Origin of the sequence: Flavihumibacter sp. CACIAM 22H1 (assembly GCF_001601815.1) — a bacterium.
Taxonomy (GTDB): Bacteria; Bacteroidota; Bacteroidia; order Chitinophagales; family Chitinophagaceae; genus Flavihumibacter.
This window is the reverse complement of sequence record NZ_LUKG01000039.1, coordinates 34,291-41,144: the sequence shown is the minus strand read 5'-3', so window position 1 is coordinate 41,144 and position 6,854 is coordinate 34,291. Positions and strand designations below refer to the sequence as shown.

Sequence of the window (6,854 nt, the reverse complement as noted above, 5' to 3'; positions counted from 1 at the left end):
CAATAGAACATCCGCTTACCAGCCATTATCCGGGAATAAAAGAGCCCTACCCCTGGTTGTTTCCGGCAATCAAACAGGCGCCCCCTTCCTTTTTCAATTTTTGGAAGAAAGCAGAAATCCAGTTGAAATAATTGACATAGTTCAATTTGGTCCTACTTTTGACTATGGTCATAACACATATTGATATCTACCGGTACAGTATTCCCATGGTTCCGTTTACCATTGCTACCGGCACCATGAAGTTTGCACAGAATATTTTTATCCGGGTACATACAGACGCAGGTTTTTATGGCGTGGGAGAATGCTCTGCCTTTCCGATGATTGTGGGAGAAACACAGTCTACCTGTTTTGCCATGGCACAGGATTTTGCAGCTTTATGGAAAGGTAAAGATCCATTAGCCATAGAAGATCGTATGCAGGAATTACATTTATTTACCGCCCGTAATTCCACCGCAAAAAGTGCCTTTGATATGGCCATTTATGATATAGCGGCCAAAGCAGCAAAACTGCCATTGTATAAATTTTTGGGTGGACAGGAAAAAATACAACTGGAAACCGACCTTACCATTGGCATAGACAGTATAGAAAAAATGGCGGCAAAAGCCGCTGATTATGTAGCCAACGGCGTACGCATCATCAAAATTAAACTTGGGAAAGAGCCCGCAACAGATATAGCAAGAGTAAAAGCTATTCGGGAGGCTGTTGGCAAGGAGATTCTACTCCGCATAGATGCCAACCAGGGGTGGGAATTTGACGGAGCCGTACAGGCATTAACGGCTATGAAGGAGCTCGATATCCAGTTTTGTGAGCAGCCCATGCGCACCTATAACGACGCATTGGCGCCGCAACTAAAAACTATTTCACCTGTTCCGATTATGGCGGATGAATCTGTTTTCGACCACCGCGATGCCATAAGGGTAATTGAATCAGGTGGCTGCAGTTATGTAAATATCAAGTTTTCAAAAAGCAGCGGCCTATTGGAGGCTATTGCAATTAATAAAGCCTGTGAGGAAAGAGGCATTGCCTGTATGATGGGTGGTATGCTGGAGAGCAGGCTGGCTTTATCGGCCTTTGCACATTTTGCCACAGCCTATTCCAATGTACGGTTTTACGATATGGACACCTGTTTAATGGGGCACCTGGAAGACCCGGTAACCGGGGGTATCCGGTACAATGGGTATTATGTTGAATTACCGGATGGAAACGGACTAGGCGCCGATGTAAAGGAAGAATACCTTACCGGGCTTGAGCACTGCCGGATCGGCTAAAGCAACACCCTATCGGGCAATTTTTAAGCAAATTTTGGTACGGATATTGGCAAACTGGCGTAGCTTGCGGCCATGCAAAAGAAAAAGCCCGCAGACAGCCAGGTTACTATGACCGAGCTCGTTTTACCTAATGACACCAATGTATTTGGTAACCTCATGGGTGGCCGCTTAATGTACTGGATGGATATTGCAGCAGCACTGGCTGCCGGCAAACATTGTAATGCACCGGTAGTTACCGCCTCGGTAGATAATATCTCCTTCGAATCTCCGATAAAATTGGGGAATGTAGTACATATAGAAGCAAGGGTTACCCGCTCCTTCAACTCTTCTATGGAAATTCATTTAAGTGTTTGGGGAGAAGACCTGACGCACCAGTACCGTTACAAAAGCAATGAAGCCTACTATACCTTTGTAGCCCTGGATCCGAATCGCAAACCAAGGCCCGTGCCCGTACTTGAACCGGAAACCGAAGCGGAAAAAAAGCTGTTTGATGGGGCACTCAGGCGCCGGCAGTTAAGGTTAATTCTGGGGGGTAAAATGAAAGCCGCGGATGCTACAGAACTGAAAGCACTCTTCAGCGAGGGATAAGCCCTTTGATTTTTTTACTGAGTACTTTTTATAAAAAGGTACTCAGTTTTTTTTGCGAGCTTCCTTTTCCTGCTCATTAGCAGCCAGGTGCGGAACCTTCATCATGTATTTTTTGCTTTGTTCAATGGCATCCATTACCTGGTCAAGTATCTGGTCTGTTGAAGCTTCGTAATCGATCTGCATGGGTTCTTTAAACCGAACGGTAAGCAGGGAGCCTGTTTTTTTGAAACTCAGCCCTTTTTTGGTGAATGCTCTCCAGAAACCATTTATGACCACGGGTACAACAATCGGGTGATTTTTTTTAATAATCAGCGCTGTTCCTTTTCTTCCGGGTGCATAGGGTTTTGTGGTGCCCTGGGGAAAGGTAATTACCCAGCTTGTGTTCAGTGCCCGCTCAATTTTTCGGGTATCTGAAGGATCCAGTCCCCGCCGCACTTCGGTAGCACCTGTTCTCCAGGTACGCTTTACAGTTAGCCCACCTGCAAGGATAAAAAATTTACTGATCAGGCTTCCTTTCATGGTTTCTTCAGCCGCTACATAATAGACGTTGGTAAAGGGGTTCAACAGGTAATAAGGTATACCCAGTTTATTTTGCTTTCCCCATTTAACGGCACAAAAAATATGCAGGAAGGTTATTACATCGGCAAAATAGGTCTGGTGATTACTCACAAAGAGCACGTTCTTCCGGGGCAGGTTTTGAATATGTTCTGTTCCGGTAATTTTTATTTTATTAAACAAAACCAGTCCGGGATATGAAACAAATCCTACTACTGCATACACTAGTTTCCGTACCAGTCTAAGTTGCTTCAATCGGTCAATCAATTCGCTCATGCATTCAAATTGGGTGAGTTCTAACCGATTGCAATATAAGGATTTGGCAATAGAATAACCTTATTATCAAACCCCTGCTCCGTATATTTGCGCATGTCTCAGAATGCCGTAATTTTTGATATGGATGGTTTATTGATTGACTCCGAACCCTTATGGCAGGAAGCAGGAATAGAAACCCTTTCCACCTATGGTGTAAAGCTAACGGATCAGCAATACCACAGCAGCACCGGCCTAAGAACGCCGGAATGGATCGACCACTGGTTCACCTATTTCCAGGTGGATACCAGTTATGCCCCGTTGGCTATTTCAAGGATTGAAGAAGCCGCCATGGAAAAAATAAAGTTACGGGCGCAGGCGCTTCCCGGAGTTCCGTTTATTCTTGATTTTTTCAGAAAACAAGGGTACCGGATTGGGATTGCCTCTTCTTCTCCACAACGGCTGATCGACCTTGTTATTGATAAACTGGGGATCGGTACCTATATTGAAGAAACAAGTTCAGCAGGTACGCTTGCCTATGGAAAACCGCATCCGGAAGTATTTATAAATTGTGCCGCCAGGCTGCAGGTTAAAACCAGTCATTGCCTGGTTTTTGAAGATTCTTTCAATGGATTGATTGCAGCAAAAGCGGCAAAAATGAAATGTGTGGTGGTACCCGCCCCAGAGGTTTTTAACCAGCCCAAATGGGGGGCAGCTGATCTGAAACTCGGATCGCTGGGAAATTTCAACGAGTTATTATTACATGCAATTTGGAAATAAAAAAACGTGCACGGCATATCAGGTACTGATCACCGTGCACGTTTTTCTGTATTTCATCACTTCATCTTAAACGTCTCCAAAAACTTGGTGGTAAAGTTACCTTTACGGAAGTCTTCGTTCTGCATGAGCTGAAGGTGGAAAGGAATGGTTGTTTTAACGCCTTCAATAACGTATTCGCTTAAGGCGCGGTACATGGTATTGATGGCTTCATCGCGGGTACGCGCAACCGTAATCAGTTTCCCGATCATAGAATCATAGTAAGGAGGAATGGTATAGCCGGCATAAACGTGGCTGTCTACCCGCACCCCATGTCCGCCGGGGGTATGCAATACCGTAATTTTACCTGGACTAGGCCGAAAATCATTGTAAGGATCTTCCGCATTGATCCGGCATTCGATGGCATGCATCTGGGGTTCATAATCTCTTCCGCTGATGGATTCCCCCATAGCAATTTTTATTTGCTCTTTAATCAGATCGAAATTGATCACTTCTTCAGTTACACAATGTTCTACCTGAATACGGGTATTCATCTCCATAAAATAGAAGTTCCGGTGTTTATCAACCAGGAATTCGATCGTTCCAACTCCTTCGTAGTTGATAGCGGATGCCGCTTTTTTAGCAGCTTCTCCCATTGCCTGGCGAAGTTCCGGCGTCATAAAAGGGGAGGGTGATTCCTCCACCAGCTTCTGGTGTCGCCGTTGAATAGAACAGTCGCGCTCACTGAGGTGGCATACTTTTCCGTACCGGTCGCCAGCAACCTGGATTTCGATATGGCGGGGTTCTTCCACGAATTTCTCCATGTAGATCCCATCGTTTTTGAAGGATGCCAAAGCCTCTGCTTTAGCGGTATTATACGCCCGCTCCATTTCTTCTTTCTGCCAAACGACCCGCATACCTTTACCACCACCACCGGCCGTAGCTTTGATAATAACCGGGTAGCCCATATCCTGCGCTACCGTATAAGCCTGATCGAGGCTATCGAGTAAGCCTTCAGAACCCGGGATTACAGGAACACCCGCTTTGATCATGGTTTCCTTGGCGGTGATTTTATCCCCCATTGACCGGATCTGGTCGGGCTGTGGACCGATAAATTTGATACCATGCTCTCCACAGATTTCGGCAAAACGGGCATTTTCAGCCAGAAACCCATACCCCGGGTGAATGGCATCTGCATTGGTAATTTCTGCAGCAGCCATCAGGTGAGGGATATTCAGGTATGAATCAGCGCCCTGCGGACGACCGATACATACTGCCTCATCGGCAAATTTTACGTGCAAACTATCTTTATCAGCAGTAGAGTAAACCGCAATGGTTTTGATACCCATCTCCCGACAGGTACGAATAACCCGAAGCGCAATCTCACCGCGATTGGCGATTAATACTTTTTTAAACATCTTCGGAAAGAATTAATGCATTAAGCTGGTTCTACCAGAAATAAAGGCTGGTCGTATTCAACCGGAGATGCGTCTTCTACCAGCACCTTCACTACTTTACCTTTTATTTCGCTCTCGATTTCATTAAAGAGCTTCATGGCTTCGATAATACATACCACTTTACCAGGGGTAATTTCTTCGCCCACTTCTACAAAAAGCGGCTTGTCGGGCGATGCACGACGATAGAAAGTACCGATCATCGGACTTTTAATCGTTATCAGATTGGAAGCAGCGGCCTCCGGTGCTTTGGCTTTTTCACCACCACCAGTAGAAGCTACAGGTGCCTGTGCCGGGGGCGCTACAGGTGCCTGTGCAACCGGGGCTGCCGGTGCATACATGGGGGCTGAAACCACTTGCTGGATTGTGTCTTGCTTTTGCTTGATGGTAACCTTAAAACCTTTCTCTTCAATCGTCAGTTCACCGATGTTCGATTTGTTGATCAATCGGATCAACTCCTGAATTTGTTTAAAATCCATTGTACTGAGTTTACAGTTGGTGATCAATTTAGGCGGCTAAGATAAGGAAAATGCCCCTCCGCAGAGGGGCACTAACTTCTTTAACCGAAAAAAATTACTCTTTTACGCGTTCTACGTAATCGCCTGTTTTGGTATTTACCCGAATCAGCTCGCCTTCGTTTACAAAAAGAGGAACCATTACGGTAGCACCTGTTTCAACGGTTGCTGGTTTCAGCGTACGGGTTGCCGTATCTCCTTTCATGCCAGGCTCGCTATAGGTAACTTTTAATACAATTTTATCCGGCAGTTCAATGCTCATGGGCAATTCTGTTTCTGTGTTCACCAACACAGATACTTCCTGCCCGTCTTTCAGAAACTGAGGAGCGTCTACCAGTGATTCCTGGGCTACAATCTGCTCAAAGGTTTCATTGTCCATAAAATTATACCCGCTATCGTCCTTATAAAGGAACTGGAAATTTTTTCTTTCTACACGGATCGGGTAAATGGTATCACCACTGTTCCAGGTTTGCTCGATGGAACGGTTATTATCCACACCTTTCAGCTTCGCCCATACTTTAGCGGCTGCCCGCGCGGTTTTGTTTTCTCCAAACTCAACGATTTTATAAAGGCTCCCGTCGAGTTTGATTATCAGGCCACGGCTGATATCGGAGGTATTTGCCATAAAAAATTACAGTTTTCTGCTAAATTCTAATAATGAGGGAGCAAAACTACTGCAATTCATTAAAAGCACGCAATTTTTTACCTGTTTACTGTTTTTTCAGAACCACTACCAATACGCCGTTTTGCCCTTTTTCCCCGTATTTTTCAATGGCTTTTTTATCTTTCCAAACGGTCAGTGATTCAATATTTTCCGGCTTTATCTTTTTGAATTCCTCCCCTGAGAGTTCTTTCCCGTCCACAATATACAGGGGTGGTACCCCTCCTGCTGGCTTAGCATAGCCGATTACGGTAATGGGTTCCTGTGGATTTTTCCTGTTCAGATCCAGCTCCACTGGTGCGCTGTCCGCTGCGCCCCTTTTTGTTTCGATCTGTATCACCCCATGGATGCCTCTTTCTCCGTATTTGGAGGTAGCACTGGCGTTTTTCAACACATTGATTGCCTTTATGCGCTTCGGATCAATCAGCGAAACATCGGCTTTATCCCATTCTTTTCCATCCACAAAGTAAAGCGGATCCTGCCCGGCCACCGAGCCTGTGATCTGGATCGAATTACTTTCCGCCACTAACGCCAGTTCTTCTTCGTCTGGAGCTGAAGGTGCCGGGGGGGGCGGCGGTGGAGCAATGCTTTGAGCCGGAGGTGGTGGCGGCGGCGGTGGCAGACTACCCTTTACTTTGGCAGGTTTTCCAGGAGCAGGTGGGGGTGGCGGAGGAGGCGGAGGAGGTGCCAGTTCGCCATACATTTTTTCGTAGCTGTCTTTTTTCTCGTCAAACTCTGCCATTGACATGGTTTTAACCGGCTTTTTATTCTTATCCAGTACCGTTACCTGGACGATCCGGTTTTT

At 45.9% G+C, this 6,854-nt stretch carries 8 protein-coding genes; 3 read left to right on the top strand and 5 right to left on the bottom strand.

Annotation, left to right across the window (positions count from 1 at the left end):
- Positions 1-164: 164 nt before the first annotated feature.
- A complete protein-coding gene (locus A1D16_RS12190; RefSeq protein ID WP_290709834.1) occupies positions 165-1,268 on the top strand; it encodes a mandelate racemase/muconate lactonizing enzyme family protein in 1,104 nt (367 codons plus the stop codon).
- A gap of 72 nt (positions 1,269-1,340) precedes the next feature.
- A complete protein-coding gene (locus tag A1D16_RS12185; protein WP_290709832.1) occupies positions 1,341-1,856 on the top strand; it encodes an acyl-CoA thioesterase in 516 nt (171 codons plus the stop codon).
- Between the two features lie 42 nt (positions 1,857-1,898).
- Here A1D16_RS12185 and A1D16_RS12180 read toward each other — a convergent pair whose 3' ends face one another.
- Positions 1,899-2,687: a lysophospholipid acyltransferase family protein gene (locus A1D16_RS12180; protein WP_290709830.1), complete on the bottom strand. Its 789-nt coding sequence runs from the start codon at positions 2,685-2,687 to the stop codon at positions 1,899-1,901.
- A gap of 93 nt (positions 2,688-2,780) precedes the next feature.
- On the opposite strand from A1D16_RS12180, the gene hxpB reads away from it, so the two are divergent.
- The gene (gene hxpB / locus A1D16_RS12175) at positions 2,781-3,443 is read left to right on the top strand and encodes a hexitol phosphatase HxpB (protein WP_290709828.1); all 663 of its coding nucleotides are present in this window, start codon (positions 2,781-2,783) and stop codon (positions 3,441-3,443) included.
- Between the two features lie 56 nt (positions 3,444-3,499).
- Here the strand turns inward: hxpB and accC are convergent, their stop codons facing one another.
- From accC to A1D16_RS12155, 4 genes are all read right to left on the bottom strand, one after another.
- On the bottom strand, positions 3,500-4,837 hold the full coding sequence (accC, locus tag A1D16_RS12170; RefSeq protein WP_290709826.1) for an acetyl-CoA carboxylase biotin carboxylase subunit: 1,338 nt from the start codon (positions 4,835-4,837) through the stop codon (positions 3,500-3,502).
- 20 nt (positions 4,838-4,857) lie between these two features.
- Positions 4,858-5,352, bottom strand: a complete 495-nt coding sequence (accB, locus tag A1D16_RS12165) for an acetyl-CoA carboxylase biotin carboxyl carrier protein (protein ID WP_290709824.1) — start codon at positions 5,350-5,352, stop codon at positions 4,858-4,860.
- A 94-nt stretch (positions 5,353-5,446) separates the two neighbouring features.
- Positions 5,447-6,013, bottom strand: a complete 567-nt coding sequence (gene efp, locus A1D16_RS12160) for an elongation factor P (protein WP_290709822.1) — start codon at positions 6,011-6,013, stop codon at positions 5,447-5,449.
- A gap of 85 nt (positions 6,014-6,098) precedes the next feature.
- The coding region (locus A1D16_RS12155) for a TonB-dependent receptor plug domain-containing protein (RefSeq protein ID WP_290709820.1) at positions 6,099-6,854 on the bottom strand (756 nt) is incomplete at its 5' end.

Coding starts and splice junctions, on each gene's coding strand:
- accC (WP_290709826.1), bottom strand. CDS start 4,837: ATGTTTAAAAAAGTATTAATCGCCAATCGCGGTGAGATTGCGCTTCGG.
- A1D16_RS12180 (WP_290709830.1), bottom strand. CDS start 2,687: ATGAGCGAATTGATTGACCGATTGAAGCAACTTAGACTGGTACGGAAA.
- A1D16_RS12190 (WP_290709834.1), top strand. CDS start 165: ATGGTCATAACACATATTGATATCTACCGGTACAGTATTCCCATGGTT.
- accB (WP_290709824.1), bottom strand. CDS start 5,352: ATGGATTTTAAACAAATTCAGGAGTTGATCCGATTGATCAACAAATCG.
- A1D16_RS12185 (WP_290709832.1), top strand. CDS start 1,341: ATGCAAAAGAAAAAGCCCGCAGACAGCCAGGTTACTATGACCGAGCTC.
- hxpB (WP_290709828.1), top strand. CDS start 2,781: ATGTCTCAGAATGCCGTAATTTTTGATATGGATGGTTTATTGATTGAC.
- efp (WP_290709822.1), bottom strand. CDS start 6,013: ATGGCAAATACCTCCGATATCAGCCGTGGCCTGATAATCAAACTCGAC.